We start from the raw sequence: 22,078 nt of genomic DNA on the forward strand, positions 1-22,078 counted from the left end.
TGGGCCTTGCATCCTTGACGCGGTCATCCCGGGCGACCGCAGGGAGACCCGGGAGCCAGGCCGGAGCCTTTCCGATTGATGCTCGGGCATGGATCCCGGATCACCGCTGCGCTCCGTCCGGGATGGCCTGCTCTGCCAGGCGGTCCTTTCAAAGCTCCTCGCGGACGAAGCTGCCGCGCTTCTCCCAGTAGAACGGAACCGGCAAATAGGGCGCGAAACCCGCCTCGATGCGCGCCTCTACCTCCTGGATGATGACCTTGGTGATGGTCGGCAGGTCGAGTTCCTTGGCCTCGTCGAAATCGACCCAGACGAGATCGGTCAGCTCCGAATCCGGCCCGGTCACCCCGTCGATCTTCTTGGCCAGCCCCGAGGCGTCGATAGTGAAGAAGCGCGTGTCGAACCGCTTCGGCCGGCGCGGCGGGGTGATCGCCCGGGCGACGAAGGTGATGGCGGAGAGGTCCGGGAAGACGCCGTGGCCGGCGAAATCGGCCCAGCTTCCGTCGGGCGCGGCCGCGGGAGCGCCGAACTCGTCCGAGCCGAAGAGCAGCCCGGTTTCCTCGAAGGTCTCCCGAATCGCCGCCAGCGCCAGGGCGCGCGCCTTGGCCGCGCTCGGGCGCACCGCGCGCTTGAGCAGCCGGTCCTCGCAGATCTGCGGCAGGGCGCCGGTCGCGACCATGCGCCGGTCGCCGTCGTCGAGCCGCCCGCCCGGGAAGACGTATTTGCCCGGCATGAACTTGTGGCTCTCGTGGCGCTTGCCCATCAGCACCTTCGGCCGCGCGCTGGTGCGGTCGATGATCAGCATCGTCGCGGCGTCCTTCGGCCGCTGGTTGGCGGCGACGCGCAGGCGCTCGGTCTGCGTCAAGGTCACGGTGTGGTCTGTCATGGCTGTCTTCCGCGAGGTGGCAGGGGCTGGCGCTCCGGCAGGTCCGGCTCGCCGCCGAAGCCATGCATCCGCAAGGCCCATTGCAGGCCGACGACGCCGCCCTTGACCGGCTGCATCAATGCGAAGGAGAGCAGGATGGTCAGAGCGGGCCACAACGCCATATGCCACCACATCGGCCAGTCGCCGTATTTCTCGGCGAGCAGCAGCCCGCCGACCACGACATGGCCGACGATGGTGATGACGATATAGGGCGGCAGGTCGTCCGCGCGCTGGTGATGCAGCTCCTCGCCGCAGGATTCGCAGCGGTCGACGGGCTTGAGGAAGGCGCGGAAGAGGCGCCCCTCGCCGCAATGCGGGCAGCGGCCCCGGACGCCGCGCGTGATCGCCGGGCGCCAGTCGCGCGTCGCGGCATCGCCGGCCCGGCCATGAAGCTGAACGACCATCAGCGCCTCTTGCCAGGCCTGTTCCCGCCCGGCTTCACCTTGCTCTTCCAGCCGAAGGGAGCGGCGGGCCGGCTCGCTCCATATGGCACCGCGCCGCGCCGCTTGCCAGCGCGTCCCGTCGCCACGGTGCGTCCGGCGGAGAGCAGTTCGAAGCGCAGGGCGCCGGCGACCGGCGCCGCCTCGACGAGCCGGACGTGAACCTTGTCGCCGAGGCGCCAGCTTTCGCCGGTGCGCTCGCCGATCAGCGCATGCGCGGCCTCGTCATGGCGATAATAATCGCCGCCGAGGGTGGAGGCGGGGACAAAGCCGTCGGCGCCGGTATCGTCGAGCTTGATGAACAGCCCGGCGCGGTTGACGCCGCCGATCCGCCCGTCGAAGCTCGCGCCGATCTGGCCGGCGAGGAAATGCGCGATCAATCGGTCGGTGGTCTCGCGCTCGGCCGCCATGGCGCGCCGCTCCGCCGCCGAGATGCGGGTCGCGACCTCGCGCAGTTCGGCCAGTGTCGTGCTCTTCGGTAGGCCGTCCTCGCCGAGCTTCAGCGCCGCGATCAACGCGCGGTGCACGATCAGGTCGGCGTAGCGGCGGATCGGCGAGGTGAAATGGGCGTAGCGGCGCAGGTTCAAGCCGAAATGCCCGTAGTTCTCGGCGACATATTCGGCCTGCGCCTGGGTGCGCAGCACCACCTCGTTGATCAGCGTCTCGTTCTCCGAGCCCTTGATCATCGCCAGGATGCGGTTGAACAGCACGGGCCTCAGCGCCCCGTCCTTCGGCAGCTTGATGCCGATCGAGGCCAGAACCTCGCCGAGCGCCCGCATCTTCTCCAGCGAAGGCTCGTCATGGCAGCGATAGATCAGCAGGCTGCCGGCCTTCTCCAGCGTCTCGGCCGCCGCGACATTGGCGAGGATCATGAACTCCTCGATCAGCCGGTGCGCCGCCAGCCGCTCCGGCACGATCACGCGCTCCACCGAGCCGTCGGGCTTGAGCACCAGCTTGCGCTCGGGCAGGTCGAGCTCGAGCGGCTGGCGCTGGTCGCGGGCGCGCGCCGCGATTCCGTAGGCCGCCCAGAGCGGCATCAGCACGCTCTCGCGGATCGGCGCCGTCTTCCCGTCCGGCCTGCCGTCGATGGCGTCCTGCGCCTGCTGGTAGGAGAGCTTGGCGGCCGAGCGCATCAGCACGCGGTGGAAGGAATGGCTCTTCTTCGACCCGTCCGCCTTGAGCACGATCCGGACGGCAAGAGCCGGCCGGTCCTCGTTTTCGCGAAGAGAACACAGGTCGTTCGAGATCCGCTCCGGCAGCATCGGCACGACGCGGTCGGGGAAATAGACCGAATTGCCGCGCTCCAGCGCCTCGCGGTCGAGCGCCGAGCCCGGCGTGACATAGGCCGCGACATCGGCGATGGCGACGGTGACGACGAAGCCGCCCGGATTGGCGGGATCCTCATCCGGCGCGGCATGGACCGCGTCGTCGTGGTCCTTGGCGTCGGCCGGATCGATGGTGACGAGCGGCAATTCGCGCCAATCCGCGCGGCCCTTCAGGCTCGCCGCGGGGGCTTCGGCGGCCTGCTTCAGTGCCGCCGGCGGGAATTCGTGCGGGATGCCATGGGCGTGGATCGCGATCAGGCTGACGGCGCGCTCGGACTTGATCGAGCCGAGCTTTTCGCGCACCTGCGCCTCCGGCGGGCCGAAGCGGCTTTCGCGGCGCAGGCTGACAGAGACCAAGTCGCCATCCTGGGCGTCGCCGGTGCGGCCTTTCGGGATGATCGCCTCGCGGCCCTGCGCCTTCTTGTCGATCGGCACCAGCCGGCCGGAGCCGTCGGGCAGCGCCCGGAAGATGCCGAGGACGGCCGCCTTCGCCTTGCCCATCACCTTCAGCACGCGGCCGGAATAGGCGAAGCCGCCGACGCCACGCAGCCGCGTCAGCTTGAGCAGGGCCTGGTCCCCGACGCCGGGGGCGGGGCGGGCATCCTTCGGCCTGCGCCGACCTTCGCGCGGGGCCTCGATCAGGATCCGCGGCGGCGCGCCGAGATCGTCCTCGTTCCATTCGAGCGGCTGGGCGACGAGGTCGCCGTCGCGGTCGCGCGCCTTGATCTCGCAGAGCAGCACCGGCGGCAGGGCGCCGCGCGGATGCACCGGGCGCTCCTTGCCGTCGCCGCCGATCTCGCCTTCCGCCGCCATCTCCTTGAGCAGGCGCTTCAGCCAGATCTTGCCGCCCTGATCGAGGCCGAAGGCGCGCGCGATCTCGCGCCGGCCGACCTCGCGGCCGGCGGCGCGCTCCTCCTCGATGAAGTCGAGGATCGCCTCGCGGCTCGGTTCAGGCGCGGAAAGGGGCATGGCCGACGGATGGGTTGGGCAAAGAAACGAAAGAGGTCACGCCGGTCTTTTGGCATGCCGGCACGCAAGCCGCCAGCATAATGGAGCACCGAGCCCCGCCGATGCTATGGCCACTACCGTAACAACCGGGGCCCCGGCGGGAATAAAGAGGTCGGCTTCGCACCCCGATGGCTGATCCGAATGCAGGGCGATCAAGCAAGGCGATCACGAATAACGCCAGAGTGGTTTCTCAAGTAATCCCCGGGGCTTTTTGCTCTCGTATCGTCGAACGACCTTTCCCGCCGAGGTTCGGACTCAACTCCTCCGCAATTGGCGGTGCCGGGCAATTTGAAACTCCCTCGCAAAGGAAAATGAAATGCAGGTGGAGCACTATATTGGTGGAGCCGAGCGTGTTTCGACGATCCAGGTGAATAGCGGGCTTCAGAACGTCGTTCTGTCCGTCAAGGTACCAAATTTGACGCCGGCTGATGTGGTTTCGATTCAGGCACAGGCTGAGATTACGAATAATCTCAGTTTCAATGTAGGTGTCGGTCGGATGATTTTGCGTTCGCCCATCGGACCGGACAACGTCGGAAGTGGAACTTATGTTCTACCAGCAGCGATGGACAACGTTGATCCCTACTATCTTCACCACAAGGTGTTGAACTTGGCAACCTCGGACAGCGGTGTCACAGGCGATGCCTATTATAATCTCATCGTATATGCAGTTTCCTCGGCAGGAAGCGGCCTGATACAGGTTGAGTCAGGTTACGGCACCATTCGGGCGATCGTCATGCGATCTTAAGATCGGAGCTGACCAAACGAGACTAACATCGCCGACGACGAAGAAGGGCCGCCCTTGCGGACAGCCCTTCCATTGTCGAACCGCGACCCGGCGAGCCGGATCAAAGGTGCGAAAAACTTACGCGGAACAGAAACCCCAGCAAGAAGAGGTCCAGGTCCGGCCGCCTTGCACCAGCGGTTGATGACAATGAGACACTGGATCACCTCCTTTCAGTTGTTGCCGACAAGAGGGAGGCTAAGGCGATTCTCTCCCGCTCGTAAATGGCAAAAATAGACTTCTCCGGCGAGCGGCCCGGAGCTTGCGTTTCAGCCGTGGAGCTTCAGGCCCTTGATGATCTTGTCGATGTCCTTGCGCGCGCCATGGAACCCGAGCCCGACGAGGTCTCGCGGAGGTCGCGGCCGCCTGCGGCTTCGCCGATCAGAGCCATCTGACACGCCAGTTTCACCGGGCCTATGGCGTCACGCCGGGCCGCTGGCGGGCCTTGCAGAATCGCCCGGGCGCCATGCGCTGAGCCTCCTCGTGCTTGCTCCGCCGGCTGCCGCCATGCTTCAAGCAGGCGATGGAGCCGGCTCGACGGCAGGAGTGACGTGACATGCAGCTCGGAGTGATCGGCCTCGGCCGGATGGGGGGCAACATCGCGCGCCGGCTGATGCGCGCCGGCCATGAATGCGTGGTCTACGACCGCGATCCGAAGCCCGGACAGGCGCTCGCGGCCGACGGCGCGATCGTGGCCTCCGGCCTCAAGGACATGGTCGCCAGGCTGAAGGCGCCGCGGGCGATCTGGGTGATGCTGCCGGCCGGCACGATCACCGAGGCGACGCTCGCCGAGCTTGCCGGCCTCGTCGGCGCGGGCGACGTGCTGATCGACGGCGGCAACGCCTTCTGGAAGGACGATGTCCGCCGCGGCAGGGAGCTGGCGGCCAAGGGCATCCACTACATGGATATCGGCACCTCGGGCGGCGTCCACGGGCTCGAGCGCGGCTATTGCCTGATGATCGGCGGCGCCAAGGAGGCCTTCGACCGACTCGAGCCGATCTTCAGGGTGCTGGCGCCGGGCAAGGGCGAGGTCGAGCCGACGAAGCACCGCGAGGGCCGCAACCCGACCAGCGAGCAGGGCTATCTGCATTGCGGGCCGGTCGGCTCCGGCCATTTCGTCAAGATGGTCCATAACGGCATCGAATACGGCATGATGCAGGCCTTCGCCGAGGGCTTCGACCTGCTGCGCAACGCCTCCGCCAAGGAAGGCCTGCCGGCCGATTACGGCTTCGATTTCGACGTCGCCGAGATCGCCGAGGTCTGGCGCCGGGGCTCGGTCGTCACCTCCTGGCTGCTCGACCTGACGGCCGAGGCGCTGGCGGCCGACGAGGAGCTCTCGGCCTATGCCGGCAACGTCTCGGATTCGGGCGAGGGCCGCTGGACGGTCGACGCCGCCGTCGAGACGGCGACCCCGGCCGAGGTGCTGACCTCGGCGCTGTTCGCGCGCTTCCGCTCGCGGGTCGGGCATACCTTCGGCGAGAAGATTCTTTCCGCCATGCGCGCCGGCTTCGGCGGCCATGTCGAGCCGAAAAAGCAGGGCTGAACCGGCCCGCCTGTTCTGCCGATCCTCCAACCGCGGTCATCCCGGCTCTGCGCTTCGCTCCGGCCGGGATGACCCGTTCTATCCGAGACAGGAAAGACAAATTCGTGGGGAATGCATCTGAGAGGCGTGGAAAGCCCGCCGTCATCGTCATCATGGGCGTGGCCAGCTCGGGCAAGACCTCGCTGGGCGAGCGGCTGGCGGAGCGCCTCGGCTGGCCGTTCCGGGACGCCGATTCCTTCCACCCGCCGGAGAACGTCGCCAAGATGGCCGGCGGCACGCCGCTGACCGACGAGGATCGCAGGCCCTGGCTCGCCGCCATCGCCGCCTGGATCGACGGGCTGCGGGGCAAGGGCGCGCATGGCATCGTCACCTGCTCGGCGCTGAAGAAGGCCTATCGCGACGTCATCGTCGGCGACCGGCCGGATGTGGCGCTGGTCTATCTCAGGGGCTCGCGCGAGCTGATCGGCCGGCGGATGGCGGCGCGCCAGCATCATTTCATGCCGCCGGCCCTGCTCGACAGTCAGTTCGCCACGCTGGAGGAGCCGGGTGCGGACGAGCGGCCGCTCGTCGTCTCGGTCGAGGACAGCAAGGACGCGATCGTGCAGGATGTGGTCGAGCGGCTGGGATTGTGAGGGGCCTTCACGGACTCGATGGGTCATCCCGGGCGCAGCGAAGCGTAGACCCGGGATCCATGCCTGAGCGTTTCCTATAAAAGCTCAGGCATGGATCCCGGATCAGCGCGGCTAAAGCCGCTTGTCCGGGATGACCGCGTTTTTGGCCGGTCCCTGCCTACTCACACCACCTCGAACCAGCTCCACAGCCCGAGGTCGAAGCGCTCCAGCACGGTCGAGGAGATCAGCCAGCGGCCAGGGTTGTCGGCGATGAAGGCGATATGCCGCTTCTTGCCCTCCGGGACCTGCACCGTGTCGAGGAAATAGTTCTCCCAGCCGTCGTCGAGCGGGTGCAGCAGCCGGAAGGCGTGGCCATGCACATGCAGCGGCTGGATGAAGGCGGTGCGGTTGTCGATCGCCATCACGATCGGCGTGCCGCGCCTGACGCTGAACAGCGGCTTGCCGTCCCCGGCTCCGGTGCCGCCATTGACCAGCCAGGGCCGGGCGAGGTCGAGGCCGGCATAGTCGAGCGTCCGCTCCGGCGTCAGCCGGGCGCCGCCTTCGATCACGATCTCGGGCCGCAGCGCGTCCTGCATCCTGACCGCGGCGGGCAGGGCAGGGTTGAGCCCGAGCGCCGGCGCGGCGGCCTGCGGCACCCTCGCCGCGCCCTCGGTGACGATCCGCACCAGCGGCAGGCCCGGCCCGATCAGGGCGGTGACGTTGACGGAGACGCCGGCCTCGATCGGCAGGTCGAGCATGACGTCGTAGCGGTTGCCCGGCGCGAAGGGGAGCTGCGCGTGCACGGGCTCGAAGGTCTCGGTCGGCTGCCCGTCGACGGCGACCACGGCGGCCTTGGCGCCATCGAAGCGCAGCCGCATGATCCGGGCGTTGCAGCCATTGGCGAGCCGGAGCCGCACGCGCGAGCCCGGCCGCAGCCTGACCGGCTGGGGCGGCGGCTTGCCGTTGACGGTGAGCCAACTTCCGAGGCGCCCGGCGGCGGCCGAACCCGTGCCACGCGGATCGAAGGGCTGGATCGCCTGGTCGTCGCCGATCAGCCAGTCGGTCACCAGCACCGGCAGGTCGAGATCGACGGCCGGCGGCGCGCGCTCCTCGACGACCAGAAGCCCGCTCAGGCCTCGGCCGGCCGGTTCGGAGGAGCCGCCGACGACGAGGGGACGGTAGAGGATGGTGCCCGAATCCGGAGGCGTCAGCCGGTATTCGCAGCTCCCGCCCGGCGTGACCGGAGGCTGGCTGAAGCCGCCGACGCCGTCCTGCGACGCCTCGCCGCGCAGCCCCTGCCAATGCAGTGCAAGCGGTGCCGTCGTCCTGTTCTCCAGCTTCAGCCTCAGCGTCTCGCCCTGTCTGATTCGCAAGATCGGGCCCGGCGTCGCGCCGTCGAAGGCCCAGATCTCGCTCTCGGGCGCCGGCGCCGGCCGCAGGCGCGCCTTGGCCGGGCCGGCGATCAGCGTTCGCGCGGGAGGCTCCTGCGGCTGCTGCGGGACCTCGGCCGGCTTGCGTCCTTCGGCATGGGCGGGCGGAGCTGCGAGCAGAGCGGAGGCAGCCAGGGGGGCGCTGCCCAGGCCGGCCAGCAACTGGCGGCGGGTGGCGCTGGGGCGGTCGGGCGGCGGGCGCGTCATCCCCTCCGCATAATCCGGCGCGCCGGCGCTGGCGAGAGGGCGGGGCCGGGCCGATGGCGAAAAGCGCGTTGCTGCGCCACTTTGCAGAACCGTCATTTTTTTGCTGCAACCGCCGGCTGAAATGCGTATAGCCCTGCGGCTTGACGATGGCCGCGCTGCGTTTGCTCGCGCGCAGCGCTATCGGGCCGGCGGGCGTGGCGGAACTGGTAGACGCACTGGATTTAGGTTCCAGCGGCGAAAGTCGTGGGGGTTCGAGTCCCTCCGCCCGCACCAAAGGCCTCGGGTCGTAGCGCACCCGTCAGGGGGCGGAGGCGACGGTCGGTGTGTTTGTTGACGCATCGGATCTTCCGAGAAGTGGAATCCGCTTTTCGGTCCGATGCAGAAGAGTTTTTCGCGAGCGCGGCGGCGGTCCGAACCGGCGTCGCGCTTTGGACATTGATGAAGTAACGAGCTGTTGGCGGTACAAAAATGAACGTGACCGAAACCCTGTCCCAGGGCCTCAAGCGCGAATTCCAGGTGGTGCTGAACGCCGCCGACCTGAAGACCAGGCTCGACGATAGCCTGCAGGACCTCCAGGGCAAGGCCCGCATCAACGGCTTCCGTCCGGGCAAGGTGCCGGTCGCGCATCTGCGTCGCCTCTACGGCCGCTCCGTCATGTCCAACGTGCTGCAGAACGCCGTCAACGAGGCGAACCAGAAGATCGTCGCCGACAACAACCTGAAGCTCGCCTTCGAGCCGCAGATCCGCTTCCCGGAGAACAAGGAGGAGATCGAGGCCGCGATGGAGGCCAAGGGCGATCTCGCCTTCACCGTCGCGCTCGAGGTGCTGCCGAAGATCGAGCTCGCCGACCTCTCGGACGTCTCGCTCGTCAAGCCGGTCGCCGAGGTTCCGGATGCCGATGTCGACGCCGCGCTGGAGCGCATGGCCGCCGGCAACCGCAGCTATTCGCCGAAGGGCGAGAAGGCCAAGGCCGAGACCGGCGACCGCCTGATCATCTCCTATGTCGGCACCATCGACGGCAAGGCCTTCGAGGGCGGCACCGGCGAGGGCATCCCGCTCGACCTCGGCTCCGGCCAGTTCATCCCCGGCTTCGAGGAGCAGCTCGAGGGCGTGAAGCAGGGCGAGAGCCGCACGGTGAAGGTCTCCTTCCCGGAGAATTACGGCGCGGCCCATCTCGCCGGCCAGCCGGCCGAGTTCGCCGTCACCGTCACCGAGGTGCAGAAGCCCGAGGCCGCCAAGATCGACGACGAGCTCGCCAAGGCTTTCGGCATCGAGTCGCTCGACGCCCTGAAGACCGCCGTGCGCGAGCAGATCGGCCGTGATTTCGCCGCCCAGTCGCGCCGCAAGCTCAAGAAGAGCCTGCTCGACGCGCTCGACGGCAAATACGGCTTCGAGCTGCCCCCGACCCTGGTCGAGCAGGAGTTCGCCGCGGTCTGGAGCCAGGTCGAGGCCGACATGAAGAGCGCCGGCAAGAGCTTCGCCGACGAGGACACCACCGAGGACGCCGCCCGCGCCGACTACCGCAAGATCGCCGAGCGCCGCGTGCGGCTGGGCCTCGTGCTGGCCGAGATCGGCGAGCAGGCCAAGGTGCAGATCGCCGACGACGAAGTGACGCAGGCCCTGATCGAGCGCGCCCGCCAGTTCCCCGGCCAGGAGAAGCAGGTCTGGGAGTTCTACCGCAAGAACCCGCAGGCGCTCGCCGAGATCCGCGCCCCGATCTTCGAGGAGAAGGTGGTCGACCATCTGCTCGGCCAGGTGAAGGTCGCCGACGAGACCGTCTCGCGCGAGGCGCTCTTCGCCGATGACGAGGCCGAGGAGGCCGCCGAGGCCAAGCCGAAGAAGGCCGCCGCGAAGAAGACCAAGAAGGCCGAGGCCAAGGCCGACGACGCCTCGGCCTGAGGCCGCCGGCAAGCCCTGTGCAGGCATTCGCGCCGCCGGCCTCCGCGACCGGCGGCGCTTCCCTTTTCAGCCGGCGCCGCCGTGCTTATGTGGTTGTCTTCCTGGACAACGCTGATTCGACACATCGCCGGAATTCGGCGCTCTCACCCGAGGATTGACCCCATGCTTCGCGATCCGATCGAGACCTACAACAATCTCGTCCCGATGGTGGTCGAGCAGTCGAGCCGCGGCGAGCGCGCCTTCGACATCTATTCGCGCCTGCTGCGCGAGCGCATCATCTTCCTGACCGGCCCGGTCGAGGACGTCTCGGCCTCGCTGGTCGTCGCCCAGCTCCTCTTCCTCGAGGCCGAGAACCCCAAGAAGGAGATCTCCTTCTACATCAACTCGCCCGGCGGCGTGGTCACCTCCGGCCTGTCGATCTACGACACGATGCAGTTCATCCGCTGCCCGGTGACGACGCTCTGCGTCGGCCAGGCCGCCTCGATGGGCTCGCTGCTGCTGACCGCCGGCGCCAAGGACATGCGCTTCGCCCTGCCGAACGCCCGGATCATGGTCCACCAGCCCTCCGGCGGCTATCAGGGCCAGGTCACCGACATCCTGATCCACGCCAAGGAGGTCGAGAGCCTGAAGAAGCGGCTGAACGAGATCTATGTGAAGCATACCGGTCGCAGCTACGACGAGATCCACAACGCCCTCGAGCGCGACAACTTCATGACCGCCGAGCAGGCCCGCGATTTCGGCCTGATCGACAAGGTCCTCGAGAAGCGCAGCGACGAGGCGGCGTGAGGCCGCGGCGAGCCCGCCCGATCCTGTGGGTTGGCCCGCGGTCACGGAATGCCCATATTGAAAGGCTATCGGCCCCGTGTTTGCATGAGGCCGGGGGTGAGCGGACAGGCGCTCCGTCATGATCCGGTTTGGATCGGCCCTGCGTATCCGGATGTATCGGAACGGGTCGTTAACCTAATCCTCGTGATCTGAGCGCTTATTTATGACGGAGGGACGACGGCAGCATCCGCCTCGGCAGGTGCGGTCCCGGCCTCCGGAACTGGAGATGGACAATGGCTAGCAAGCCCGGCGGCGACTCGAAGAGCACGCTGTACTGCTCTTTCTGCGGAAAGAGCCAACACGAGGTCCGCAAGCTCATCGCGGGGCCGACCGTGTTCATCTGCGATGAATGCGTCGAGCTCTGCATGGACATCATCCGCGAGGAATCGAAATCCGCGCTGGTGAAGTCGAAGGACGGCGTGCCGACCCCGAAGGAGATCCGCAAGGTTCTGGACGACTATGTCATCGGCCAGGAGCACGCCAAGAAGGTGCTCTCGGTCGCGGTCCACAACCACTACAAGCGCCTCAGCCACGCGACCAAGCACAACGACGTCGAGCTGGCGAAGTCGAACATCCTGCTGATCGGCCCGACCGGCTCGGGCAAGACGCTGCTCGCGCAGACGCTCGCCCGCATCCTCGACGTGCCCTTCACCATGGCCGACGCCACGACGCTGACCGAGGCCGGCTATGTCGGCGAGGATGTCGAGAACATCATCCTCAAGCTGCTCCAGGCCTCCGACTACAATGTCGAGCGGGCGCAGCGCGGCATCGTCTATATCGACGAGATCGACAAGATCAGCCGCAAGTCGGACAATCCCTCGATCACCCGCGACGTCTCGGGCGAGGGCGTGCAGCAGGCGCTGCTCAAGATCATGGAAGGCACGGTCGCCTCCGTTCCCCCGCAGGGAGGCCGCAAGCATCCGCAGCAGGAGTTCCTGCAGGTCGACACCACGAACATCCTGTTCATCTGCGGCGGCGCCTTCGCCGGTCTCGACAAGATCATCTCGGGCCGCGGCAAGGGCACCTCGATCGGCTTCGGCGCCAAGGTCGAATCGCCGGACGATCGCCGCACCGGCGCGATCTTCCGCGACGTCGAGCCCGAGGACCTGCTGAAGTTCGGCCTGATCCCGGAGTTCGTCGGCCGCCTGCCGGTGCTGGCGACGCTGGAGGACCTCGACGAGGCCGCGCTGAAGATCATCCTCACCGAGCCGAAGAACGCGCTGGTGAAGCAGTACCAGCGCCTGTTCGAGATGGAGGACACCCAGCTCACCTTCACCGACGAGGCCGTCAGCCTGATCGCCCGCAAGGCGATCGAGCGCAAGACCGGCGCGCGCGGCCTGCGCTCGATCATGGAGGGCATCCTGCTCGAGACCATGTACGAATTGCCGGGGCTGGAAGGCGTCGAGCAGGTGGTGATCGGCCCCGAGGCGGTGGAGAGCAAGGCCCGCCCGCTCTTCATCTATGCCGAGCGCGAGGACGAGACCAAGGCGGCCTCGGCATCCTGAGCGCTTGCTGCAATGCGACAACAGGACGCGCGCCCCTGGCGCGCGTTTTGCGTTTCGATGTTGAGGGACTGGCCGCGATCCTTGCTGTCATTCCGCGGCATTGCGCAGCAATGAACCCGGAACCCATGGCCACGACATGTCTCGCGAAAGCACGGGCAGCCTGCATGGCAAGCTCGTGTTCATGGGGTCCGGGCTCTTCGCTGACGCGAAGCCCCGGAATGACGGTGGGAGGCAACCCGTCACGCAACGCCGCGGTGCATGAACCGGAGGCCTCGCTTGAAAGCCGGCGAGGAAATCTCCACCTTATGTGCACTTGCGAGAGTCGCATGCCTAGTCAGGGTGGGACGCGCGAGGGCGGAAGGGTGAATGGTCGCTCTGGCCGCATACGTCCGATCGTTCCGCCCATCATGGGGGTTCGCCGGGCGCAACTGCAAAGGACAAGTCAATGACGTCGACGCCCCGCGCTCCCTTCGTCTCTGGCGAGACCGGCACCTATCCGGTTCTGCCTCTGCGCGATATCGTCGTTTTCCCGCATATGATCGTCCCGCTCTTCGTCGGCCGCGAGAAGTCCATCCGCGCGCTCGAGGAGGTGGTGAAGACGGACGGGCTCATCCTGCTGGCGACCCAGAAGAACGCCGGCGACGATGACCCGCAGCCCAACGAGATCTACGAGATCGGCACGCTCGCCCGCGTGCTGCAGCTCCTCAAGCTGCCCGACTCCACCGTGAAGGTGTTGGTCGAGGGCGTCGGCCGTGCCAAGGCGCTGTCCTATTCGGCCAGCGAATCCTTCTATGAGGCCGAGGCCACCGGCCTCGCCGAGGAGGAGGGCAAGAAGGTCGAGATCGAGGCGCTCGCCCGCTCGGTCGTCTCCGAGTTCGAGAGCTATGTGAAGCTCAACAAGAAGATCTCGGGCGAGATCGTCGCTGCCGTCTCGCAGATCGACGAGCCCGCCAAGCTCGCCGACACGGTCGCTTCGCATCTGGCGGTCAAGATCGCAGACCGGCAGGCCGTGCTGGAGATCACCAACGTCGCCCACCGGCTGGAGAAGGTGCTCTCGCTCATGGAAAGCGAGATGTCCGTGCTCCAGGTCGAGAAGCGCATCCGCTCGCGCGTCAAGCGCCAGATGGAGAAGACCCAGCGCGAGTACTATCTCAACGAGCAGATGAAGGCGATCCAGAAGGAGCTCGGCGACGGCGAGGAAGGCCGCGACGAGCTGGCCGAGCTGGAGGAGCGCATCGCCCAGACCAAGCTCACCAAGGAAGCCCGCGACAAGGCGACGGCCGAGCTGAAGAAGCTGCGCCAGATGTCGCCAATGTCGGCCGAGGCGACCGTGGTGCGCAACTATCTCGACTGGATGCTCGGCATCCCGTGGGGCAAGCGCTCGAAGATCAAGAAGGACCTCAACGCCGCCCAGCAGGTGCTCGACGACGATCATTTCGGCCTCGACAAGGTCAAGGACCGTATCGTCGAATATCTCGCCGTGCAGCAGCGCGCCAACAAGCTCGCCGGTCCGATCCTGTGCCTCGTCGGCCCTCCCGGCGTCGGCAAGACCTCGCTCGGCAAGTCGATCGCCAAGGCGACAGGGCGCGAATTCGTGCGCATGTCGCTCGGCGGGGTGCGTGACGAGGCCGAGATCCGCGGTCACCGGCGCACCTATATCGGCTCGATGCCCGGCAAGATCATCCAGTCGATGAAGAAGGCCAAGACCTCGAACCCGCTGATCCTGCTCGACGAGATCGACAAGATGGGCCAGGACTTCCGCGGCGATCCCTCGGCGGCCCTGCTGGAGGTGCTCGACCCCGAGCAGAACGCGACCTTCAACGACCATTACCTCGAGGTCGATTACGACCTGTCGAACGTGATGTTCGTGACGACGGCGAACACGCTCAACATCCCGCCGGCCCTGCTGGACCGGATGGAGGTGATCCGCATCGCCGGCTACACGGAGGAGGAGAAGGTCGAGATCGCGCGCAAGCACCTGATCCCGAACGCGATCAAGAAGCACGGGCTCGACGGCAAGGAGTGGTCGATCACCAACGAGGCCCTGCAGACCCTGGTGCGCCGCTACACCCGCGAGGCCGGCGTCCGCAACCTCGAGCGCGAGCTCTCCAACACGGTCCGCAAGGGCGTGAAGGACATCGTGCTCGGCAAGAAGGCCAAGGTCGTCGTCGACGAGACGCTGCTGGAAGAGTATCTCGGCCCGCCGCGCTATCGCTACGGCATGGCGGAGACGGAGGATCAGGTCGGCGTCGTCACCGGCCTGGCCTGGACCGAGGTCGGCGGCGAGTTGCTGACGATCGAGGGCGTCATGGTGCCCGGCAAGGGCCGCATGACCGTCACCGGCAATCTGCGCGATGTGATGAAGGAATCGATCTCGGCGGCGGCGTCCTATGTCCGCTCGCGGGCCGTCGATTTCGGCATCGAGCCGCCGCTCTTCGACCGGCGCGACATCCACGTCCACGTTCCCGAGGGGGCGACCCCGAAGGACGGGCCGTCGGCGGGCATCGCGATGGCGACGGCGATCGTCTCCGTGCTGACCGGCATTCCGACCAATCGCGACGTCGCCATGACCGGCGAGGTCACGCTGCGGGGCAGGGTGCTGCCGATCGGCGGGCTGAAGGAGAAGCTCCTGGCGGCGCTCAGGGGCGGCATCAAGAAGGTGCTGATCCCCGAGGAGAACGCCAAGGACCTGATCGACCTGCCGAAGTCCGTCCGCGACGGGCTGGAGATCGTCCCGGTCGCGCGCATGGAACAGGTGCTCCAGCATGCGCTGACCCGCCAGCCGGTTCCGATCGTCTGGGAGGAGGATCTCAACGCGCCTCCGCCCAAGGGCGCCGAGGACGACGCGGCGGGTGTGGTCGCCCACTGACCGCGGCTCGCGGAATGGAAGCCGCCGGCGCGAAAGCGCCGGCGGTTTTTCTTTGGCGCCGGGATGGGCGCGCCGGCGGCGCTATCGCGCCCATGCCGCGCGGTTCACCGCCGCGCGAAGGTCGAACGCCGCGCGATCCTGTATCGGCATGAGCGTTTCTGGGAACTTCCGGGCAGCTCAAGACTTTTCAGGGTCAGAGCCCCTGATGGCCCAAGGAGAATGCATGCTTCATGTCGATATCCCCACCAAAAGCGAGTTCTCGCGATTGGCGGAGAGGCGTGCGGACCCTTGCGTTTCGATCTGTCTGAACACGACCCCGGTGACGCAGGACGTGCAGGCCAGCCGTATCGAGATGAAGAACTTCATCAGGGAGGCGCAGACCGCTCGGGAACGCGGCGTTCGACAAGCGGCGTCTTGCAGCCCTGCTGGGACGGCTCGGCGAAACCCTCGATGACGACGAGTTCTGGCGGTTCCAGGCCAACAGCCTCGCCGTGCTGGCCACCCTGGACGACATCCGGACCTTCCGCGCCACCTTCGTCGAGGAGGACGACGCCCGCGCTTACGGCGTGGTCGACGAGATCACCGCCCGCATCTTCGCCAGCGGCGGGACCGTGGTGGGCCTGCGGCGCGAAGACGTTCCCGGCGGCAAGGAGCTCGCGGCGATCCTGCGCTATTCGCCGTGAGGGCTCGGGACGCTTTCGGGCGCTGCGGGGCGGCGAGGATGCCGTGCCGCAGCGCCCCGCTTTGCGCCGTCAGCCTGCCGGGTGAGCCGCGATGACATCCAAGACCCTCTGGCGTCTGCGTCTGCTCACCCGAAAGCTCTGGGTGCGCGCTTCGCTGATATCGCTGCTGGCTGTGGCGGCGGCGCTGTTCGCCTTCGTGATCTCGCCCTATCTGCCGGAGGATCTGTCGACGGAGATCGGGGCGGAATCCGCCGACAAGCTTCTGTCGATCATCGCATCGTCGATGCTGGCGGTCACGACCTTCTCGCTCTCGACCATGGTCACCGCCTATGGCGCCGCGACGAGCAATGTGACCCCGCGCGCGACGCGCCTCATCATGGAGGATTCCACGACCCAGAACGTGCTGGCGGCGTTCGTCGGCTCGTTCCTCTACAGCCTCGTCGCCATCATCACGCTGGCGATGGGGGGCTATGGGGAGCGCGGCCGCATCGTGCTGTTCTTCGTCACGCTGCTGGTCGTGATCCTGATCGTCGTCACCCTGCTGCGCTGGATCGACTATCTGATGCGGCTCGGCCGGGTCGGTGAAACCACCAGGCGGGTGGAGGAGGCGGCCATCCGGGCGATGACCGAGCGCCGCGATGAACCGTTCCTGGGCGGCAGCCCGCTGCCGGGACGAGGCGGCATGCCGACGCCTCGCTTCGAGATCGGCGCGCCCGAGATCGGCTATGTCGAGCATATCGACACGGCCGCGCTCCAGAAGCTGGCGGACGCGCATGATGCGGAGATCCATGTGCTGGCGCTGCCCGGCGCCTTCATCGACGCCCGGCGCCCGCTCGCGGTCGTCACGAGCGCCGATGAGGAGCTGCACGCCAACGCCGCCTCGGCCTTCTCGATCGCCGCCGAGCGCAGCTTCGACCAGGACCCCCGGTTCGGGCTGATCGTCTTGGCCGAGATCGCGCAAAGAGCGCTTTCGCCCGCCGTCAACGACCCGGGCACGGCGATCGACGTCATCGGGCGGGCGGTCCGGGTGCTGTCGCTCTGGGGGCAGCCCTCGCCGGCCCGGCAGCCTCGCTACCCCCGCATCCATGTCCCTGCGATCGAGGCAGGGGAGCTGTTCGACGATTTCTTCCTGCCGGTGGCCCGCGACGGGGCCGGCATGGTCGAGGTTCAGGTGCGATTGCAGAAGGCTTTGGCCGCGCTCTCGCGCCTTGAGGCCCCGGGTTTCAGGGAAGCCGCCGGCCGGCATGCGGCCATCGCGCTGGAGCGGATGCGGAACGCGCAGGCGCCGGACATCGACCTCCGGCGGGCCGAAGCGGCGGCACCGAAGCTCGGCCGGGCGTGAAGGGCCGCCGCCGGCGGGCGGGCCGCTCCGGACCAGCCGAAACCTTCCCCCTTTCCTGAACGAACCACGTCTTGTCGCCTGCCCATGCCGCTCCGCCCGGCAACCGCCGGCCGCTCTCGATGCTGCGAGAATTTCTCGACAGTTCCGCCTCGGGCGGCCTCGTGCTGATGGGCTCGGCCGCGCTGGAGCTGGTCGTCGCCAATTCCCTCTGGCGCCCGCCTATTTCGGCCTGCTGTCGGGCTATCTCGGCCCGCTCAGCGTTGCGCATTGGATCAAGGACGCGCTGATGGCGCTGTTCTTTCTGCTGGTCGGGCTGGAGATCAAGCGGGAGATGCTGGATGGCCAGCTCTCCACCTGGAGCCGGCGCATTCTGCCCGGCATCGCCGCCCTGGGCGGGCTGTCCTACCGGCGCTGATCTATCTGGCGTTCAACGCGGATAATCCGGCGACGATACGCGGATGGGCGATTCCGGCGATGCGGCTCCGGCGGCGCGCCCTCGACGAGAGCGTGGACGTTCGCGGTGGCGAGGGTATGGAGGGCGCGTCCCATATTCGGTTGCGGGGCCGGTCGGCGGCTGGATATGAGGTGCCCTCACGACGTTCCCCGGCACGCCGGCGCCCATTCTTGAAATTCTGTGAGACGATCATGCACAACCGCTACGGAACACTGGCTTCCTGGGTTTACAACCTGGACAAGCCGGTCGGGCGCTCATTCGGAGACGTGGAATACTATCTGCAACGTCTCAGGGAGTCCGAAGGCCCGATTCTGGAGCCTGCCGTCGGCAATGGCCGTATTCTCGTGCCGCTGCTCGAATCGGGCTTGTCGATAGAGGGGTTCGATGCGTCTGAGGAGATGCTGCGCTACTGCCTTGATGAATGCGGGAAGCGGAACCTTCCGGCGAAGGTGACGCGACAGACGTTCGAAGAGTTCTCCTACGACAAGGGCTTTGCGGCCATTATCATCCCGGCGGGGTCGTTTCAGTTGCTCACGGATACGATGTCGGCGGCCGCTGTGCTGAGGCGGTTCCATGATCATCTCCTTCCCGGCGCTAAGCTGGTCATGGATCTCGATCCCATAGGCAGCTTCCTTGGCCCAGCCGGTCCGGTTCGACGCTGGGAGGCAGAGGACGGAGATCTGCTCACATTGACGGAACAGCGAGTTGAAACGGACTATGTCGCGCAGACTACGTTATCCCATCTCCGCTACGAGCATTGGCGGGATGGAAGCCTTCTGAAAACCGAACTTGATCTGTTCAAGTTGCGGTGGTGGGGGGTCGAGGAGTTCTCGATGGTGCTGCAGCGCGCAGGCTTCGTGGATGTCGTGGTGTCAGGCAACTACCAGCACGGAAGAGCGCCGCATAAGGACGACGAAATCATCAGTTTCGAGGCGCGGCGCCCCGCATAAGCGGAGATGCGCTCTTCGGTTGCCCCGGGGACAAATGTCCGCGACAGGCGCGCTCTCCAAAGTGCGAGGGGCTTTTCGCGCCATGTCCTAGAAGGCGGTCGGGCCGGAAACCGCTCCCGGCCGCTGTTCGACGTGCTCCCGAGACTCTTTGCGGAATCGGGACTGACGACGATGGCTGAATGCGGTGCTGACCGTCCTCGCAACCAAGGCGATCATCCCGTGACGACGACCATGCGGCACGGCCATCAGGCGACCGAATATCGCCACGGAGCCGTCGCGTGCGAACCCGGAGCCAGAAGCGCGACTGCGCGCCCGCCCGGGGAGGGCGCCATGGCGGAGACGGTGAGCGAAGCGAAGGGCCTTGTGCGAAACAATGGCGGAAGGGGTGGGATTCGAACCCACGGTGGGCTTGCACCCACGGCGGTTTTCAAGACCGCTGCCTTAAACCACTCGGCCACCCTTCCGGTGACGGTTCAATGCCGCTCGTCCACCGATTTTGCAAGCCGTTCCACTCCAGCCCTGACGCCGGCGATTCCCGCTCGAATCTGGTTTCTCGCCAGCTTGCGCCCACCCTCGGAGCAGGCTCCCCGCCGGGGAGGGGGCGTGGCGCGAAGGCCACGCCTTTCCGAAAAATCGAGCGCGGCCGGCGATCGGGTTGACATGTGTCCGGTTTCCGACACTTTTGTGCCCGTCCGAGGGCGATGGGACGGCCCATTGACGGCGGCGCGTCGCGTTCCCGTCGTTTAACGATCCCTTAACGGAATTGGCCGAAAACTCGGCAAGGCCGCTCATGCGGCCTGGCTCGGTGTGAAGTTTTTGGCCCGAAAGACGGAATGACGGCATGATTCGAGGCGCACGCTTTTCGGCCACGGAGATGTCCTGCGAAGATTCCGGGTCGGCTGCGACGCCCTCATCCCTTCCTTCCATCCTGCGCTTCGGCTGCGTGGTGCTCGTCGGGCTTCTGGCGGCGAACTGCGCCGGCAACCAGACCGCGGGGCGCCGCTCCAAGGAGATCGGCGCCTTCCCGCAGTGGAAATACGGCGCCGCCAGCCCGCGCGTGGTCGCCGATGGCGAGCCGGTTCCCAAGGGCGGCGGCCGCCAGCTCGTCGGCAAGGCCTATTCGGTGGCCGGCAAGCGCTACGTTCCGTTCCAGAAGCCGGTCGGCTACTCCGCCGTCGGGATGGCCTCCTGGTATGGCGAGGCCTTCCATGGCCGCCGCACCGCCAATGGCGAGATCTACGATCGCAACAGCATCACCGCCGCGCATCCGACCATGCCGCTGCCGGCCTATGCCCGGGTCACCAACCTGCTCAACAACCGCTCGATCATCGTGCGCGTCAACGATCGCGGCCCCTTCCATGGCGGCCGCCTGATGGACCTGTCGCAGAAGACCGCGGAGGCGCTCGCCTTCCGCCATCTCGGCACGGCGCGCATCAAGATGGAATATCTCGGGCAGGCCTCGCTCGCCGGCTCGGACGACAAGCTCCTGCTGGCGACCCTGCGCACCGACGGCACGCCCGCCCCGATTCCGGGCACGAGCGCGCGCACGATGGTGGCGAGCACCAGCGGCGCGGCGATGGAGCGCGCGGCGACCCCGGATCTGGACAGCCAGACGGAGCCGGTGGCCGAGCCGGCCGCTCCGGCCCCCGTCAGCCAGCCGGTGGTCCAGGCCTACGCGCCGCCTCAACCCCGCGTGATCGCGCCGAGCGCGCCGGTCGTCGCGACCCTGGCCTCCGCCGGCTCGGTGCCGTTCAGCGCCTCCGCCGCAGGCACGCCCGTCCGCGCCGCGCCGCTGCCGCCGAACCGCCCCTTCGATCTCGACACCATCGCCAACGCCGCAAGGCCGGTCGCGGTTCCCGCGCCGCTGCGGGCGACGCTGCCGCCGGCGCGCGCCAATGTCGCGAGCTTGTTCGCCTCGCCCGAGAAGACCCCGATCGAGCGGTTCTCCGGCAAGCACCCGCTGAACCGCCTGGCGCCGCAGCCGCTGCAGTCGCTGGCGCGGAATTGACGCCGATCCGGCTTGACCGGAGCGGCGGCGCTCTGCTTCAGATCGGAGCATGAGCGCGGCGTTTCACCCGACATCGCAGGGCAGGCGGATTCCGGTGGCCGGAAGGCTCCTCCGTGGCCTGGCGATCGCGCTCTTCGCGGTGTCGGCCTCGTTCGCCCGGGCGCAGAACTTCCAGTCTCAGGCGCCTTTCGCCTTTCTGCTCGATTCCGATAGCGGCGCCGTGCTCTACGAGAAGGCGGCCGACGAGCCGATGGTGCCGGCCAGCATGGCCAAGATCGCCACGGCGCTCGTCGCATTCCAGGAAATCGGGGCAGGGCGCCTCAATCTCGACAGCGAGATCGGGATTTCGGAGAACGCCTGGCGCAAGGGCGGCGCCCCGGCCCGCGGCACCACGATGTTCGCGCTCGTGCATAGCCGCATCAAGCTTTCCGACATCCTCCAGGGGCTGATCGTCCAGGCCGGCAACGACGCGGCCATAGCCCTGGCCGAGGCGATCGCCGGCGACGAGACGACGTTCGGGCGGGTGATGACGGAGCGGGTGAGGGCACTCGGCCTGACCAGATCCGTCTTTCGCAACGCCACCGGCATGCCCGATCCCGAGCAGCGGGTGACGGCGCGGGAGATGGCGCTGCTGGCGAACCACATCGTCAAGACCTATCCGGAGCTTTACAGGTATTTCGGCCAGAAGGAATTCACCTGGAACAAGATCCGCCAGGTGAACCGCAACCCGCTGCTGACGATGGATATCGGCGCCGACGGGCTGCAGACCGGCGATCTCGAGGAATCCGGCTACGGCCTCGTCGGCTCGGCCGTGGAGAACGGGCAGCGCCTGATCGTCGTGGTCAACGGGCTCAAGACCGGGCGGGATCGCGCCGCCGAAGCGCGCAAGCTGATCGAATGGGGCTTTCGCGCTTTCGAGAAGCGCCAGCTCTTCGGCGATGGCGAAGTGGTCGGCGAGGCCAGCGTCTATGGCGGCGAGAAGGGCCGCGTCGCCTTGCGCACCGGGGGAGCGGTGAGCCTGTTGCTGCCGCGTGGCACCGGCGAGCGCCTTTCCGCCCGGATCGTCTATCGCGGGCCGCTGAGCGTGCCCGTTCAGGAAGGCGCGGCGGTTGCGCAGCTCGTCGTCTCGCGCGGCGAGGTCAAGACGCTGGAGATTCCGCTCTATGCGGCGGAGACGGTCAAGGCCGGAAGCCTGCAGAGCCGGGCGCTCGATGCCGTGCTCGAACTGTCGACCGGCTGGATCCGGCAGGCGCTGGCGCGGGTCACGCGGTCCTGA

General features: G+C 67.3%; 16 protein-coding genes, 2 tRNA genes and 2 pseudogenes. 15 read left to right on the forward strand and 5 right to left on the reverse strand.

The features are described from left to right. Positions 1-148: 148 nt before the first annotated feature. Genes ACWH43_RS11825 through rnr form a run of 3 tightly spaced genes read right to left on the reverse strand, consistent with a single transcriptional unit; the run spans position 149 to position 3,656 of the window. Positions 149-883: an NUDIX hydrolase gene (locus tag ACWH43_RS11825; protein WP_158443915.1), complete on the reverse strand. Its 735-nt coding sequence runs from the start codon at positions 881-883 to the stop codon at positions 149-151. Further along, on the reverse strand, positions 880-1,326 hold the full coding sequence (locus ACWH43_RS11830; protein WP_158443914.1) for a DUF983 domain-containing protein: 447 nt from the start codon (positions 1,324-1,326) through the stop codon (positions 880-882). Before ACWH43_RS11830 ends, ACWH43_RS11825 begins: the two co-directional genes overlap by 4 nt. After that, positions 1,326-3,656, reverse strand: a complete 2,331-nt coding sequence (gene rnr / locus ACWH43_RS11835) for a ribonuclease R (RefSeq protein WP_158448394.1) — start codon at positions 3,654-3,656, stop codon at positions 1,326-1,328. The genes ACWH43_RS11830 and rnr overlap by 1 nt, the downstream gene beginning before the upstream one ends. Positions 3,657-4,011: 355 nt before the next feature. Here rnr and ACWH43_RS11840 point away from each other — a divergent pair, with 355 nt between their 5' ends. The 4 genes and pseudogenes from ACWH43_RS11840 to ACWH43_RS11855 all read left to right on the forward strand — a co-directional run bounded on the left by ACWH43_RS11840 (position 4,012) and on the right by ACWH43_RS11855 (position 6,651). Then, positions 4,012-4,440 carry a hypothetical protein gene (locus ACWH43_RS11840; RefSeq protein WP_158443912.1) on the forward strand — a complete coding sequence of 143 codons (429 nt, stop codon included), beginning with the start codon at positions 4,012-4,014 and terminating at the stop codon, positions 4,438-4,440. Positions 4,441-4,819: 379 nt separating this feature from the next. Beyond that, a pseudogene (locus ACWH43_RS11845) lies at positions 4,820-4,951 on the forward strand (helix-turn-helix domain-containing protein); the annotation flags it as partial. A gap of 81 nt (positions 4,952-5,032) precedes the next feature. Next, on the forward strand, positions 5,033-6,019 hold the full coding sequence (gene gnd, locus ACWH43_RS11850; protein ID WP_158443911.1) for a phosphogluconate dehydrogenase (NAD(+)-dependent, decarboxylating): 987 nt from the start codon (positions 5,033-5,035) through the stop codon (positions 6,017-6,019). 104 nt (positions 6,020-6,123) lie between these two features. Next, a complete protein-coding gene (locus ACWH43_RS11855; RefSeq protein ID WP_260348291.1) occupies positions 6,124-6,651 on the forward strand; it encodes a gluconokinase in 528 nt (175 codons plus the stop codon). A 161-nt stretch (positions 6,652-6,812) separates the two neighbouring features. On the opposite strand, the gene ACWH43_RS11860 is transcribed toward ACWH43_RS11855, so the two are convergent. Next, positions 6,813-8,267, reverse strand: coding sequence for a multicopper oxidase family protein (locus ACWH43_RS11860; protein WP_158443910.1), 1,455 nt, complete (start codon positions 8,265-8,267; stop codon positions 6,813-6,815). A 188-nt stretch (positions 8,268-8,455) separates the two neighbouring features. Here ACWH43_RS11860 and ACWH43_RS11865 point away from each other — a divergent pair. The 9 genes and pseudogenes from ACWH43_RS11865 (at position 8,456) to ACWH43_RS11905 (ending at position 18,794) form a co-directional block, all read left to right on the forward strand. Then, positions 8,456-8,540: transfer RNA gene (locus tag ACWH43_RS11865), tRNA-Leu, on the forward strand. A gap of 195 nt (positions 8,541-8,735) precedes the next feature. Next, on the forward strand, positions 8,736-10,166 hold the full coding sequence (gene tig / locus ACWH43_RS11870) for a trigger factor (protein WP_448153479.1): 1,431 nt from the start codon (positions 8,736-8,738) through the stop codon (positions 10,164-10,166). Between the two features lie 162 nt (positions 10,167-10,328). Then, on the forward strand, positions 10,329-10,952 hold the full coding sequence (locus tag ACWH43_RS11875; RefSeq protein WP_158443908.1) for an ATP-dependent Clp protease proteolytic subunit: 624 nt from the start codon (positions 10,329-10,331) through the stop codon (positions 10,950-10,952). Positions 10,953-11,224: 272 nt separating this feature from the next. Then, positions 11,225-12,496 (forward strand): ATP-dependent Clp protease ATP-binding subunit ClpX, encoded by a 1,272-nt coding sequence (gene clpX, locus ACWH43_RS11880; RefSeq protein ID WP_158443907.1) that lies wholly within the window; start codon positions 11,225-11,227, stop codon positions 12,494-12,496. Between the two features lie 445 nt (positions 12,497-12,941). Further along, positions 12,942-15,365 (forward strand): endopeptidase La, encoded by a 2,424-nt coding sequence (gene lon, locus ACWH43_RS11885; RefSeq protein ID WP_158443906.1) that lies wholly within the window; start codon positions 12,942-12,944, stop codon positions 15,363-15,365. A 491-nt stretch (positions 15,366-15,856) separates the two neighbouring features. Next, positions 15,857-16,048: a hypothetical protein gene (locus tag ACWH43_RS11890; RefSeq protein WP_158443905.1), complete on the forward strand. Its 192-nt coding sequence runs from the start codon at positions 15,857-15,859 to the stop codon at positions 16,046-16,048. Between the two features lie 91 nt (positions 16,049-16,139). Continuing rightward, entirely contained in the window at positions 16,140-17,390 is a 1,251-nt protein-coding gene (locus ACWH43_RS11895; protein ID WP_158443904.1) for a DUF2254 domain-containing protein, read from the forward strand. A 119-nt stretch (positions 17,391-17,509) separates the two neighbouring features. Next, a pseudogene (locus tag ACWH43_RS11900) lies at positions 17,510-17,864 on the forward strand (Na+/H+ antiporter NhaA); the annotation flags it as partial. Positions 17,865-18,035: 171 nt separating this feature from the next. Then, positions 18,036-18,794 (forward strand): methyltransferase domain-containing protein, encoded by a 759-nt coding sequence (locus ACWH43_RS11905; RefSeq protein ID WP_158443927.1) that lies wholly within the window; start codon positions 18,036-18,038, stop codon positions 18,792-18,794. Positions 18,795-19,168: 374 nt separating this feature from the next. Here the strand turns inward: ACWH43_RS11905 and ACWH43_RS11910 are convergent. Then, positions 19,169-19,258 (reverse strand) — tRNA-Ser (locus tag ACWH43_RS11910). Positions 19,259-19,740: 482 nt separating this feature from the next. On the opposite strand from ACWH43_RS11910, the gene ACWH43_RS11915 reads away from it, so the two are divergent. Together ACWH43_RS11915 and ACWH43_RS11920 are read left to right on the forward strand one after the other, a co-directional pair. Then, positions 19,741-20,802 carry a septal ring lytic transglycosylase RlpA family protein gene (locus ACWH43_RS11915; RefSeq protein WP_311734813.1) on the forward strand — a complete coding sequence of 354 codons (1,062 nt, stop codon included), beginning with the start codon at positions 19,741-19,743 and terminating at the stop codon, positions 20,800-20,802. Between the two features lie 94 nt (positions 20,803-20,896). After that, the gene (locus ACWH43_RS11920) at positions 20,897-22,078 is read left to right on the forward strand and encodes a D-alanyl-D-alanine carboxypeptidase family protein (protein WP_260348294.1); all 1,182 of its coding nucleotides are present in this window, start codon (positions 20,897-20,899) and stop codon (positions 22,076-22,078) included.

The organism is Allobosea minatitlanensis, from assembly GCF_964020775.1.